This is a genomic window from Haloferax sp. Atlit-6N (assembly GCF_003383195.1).
GTDB classification, from domain to species: domain Archaea; phylum Halobacteriota; class Halobacteria; order Halobacteriales; family Haloferacaceae; genus Haloferax; species Haloferax gibbonsii.
Map to the genome: position 1 here is coordinate 1 of NZ_QEQJ01000246.1, position 489 is coordinate 489.

1 pseudogene is annotated in these 489 nt (G+C 68.5%); it reads right to left on the reverse strand.

The window, feature by feature from the left end:
- Positions 1-489 (reverse strand): annotated as a pseudogene (locus DEQ92_RS23620) (secretion system protein); the annotation flags it as partial.

Genomic DNA, 489 nt, shown 5'->3' on the forward strand with positions numbered 1-489 from the left:
TCCGCGGGAGGCTCGCGTCGATCTCGATGCCGCGAGCGCGGGCACGCTGATCGAGATACGTCCAGCGGCCCCAGTAGGTCCCGACCGCGAGTGCCGTCCCGACGGTCGCACTCGAAACGAGCAGCAACGCGAACAACTGGAGGAGCGAGAGGTCCGGGACGTTGACGATTGCCGCGAGAAAACCCAGCGGCCCCGGGAGCGTCGATCTGATCACTTCGGGACTGACGGCGAGCGATCGCAGTATCAGCGCCCCGAGATAGACGCCGTAGACGCTTCCGGCGATGCCCGCGACGGCCGCGACTAACAACGTCTGGGAGGCGAACACGCGGTGGCTCTCGCCGACGAACGCGGCTCGCATCCGCTCGATCTGCTCCTGTCGCTTCGGGCTCGACTCGGCGACGTACCGCCCGAAGATCGGTAGCGCCAGCCGGGAGACGACGAGACGCGCCCGTGGGCTGAACGGCACGAGCGCGACCGGGAGCGCGAGCA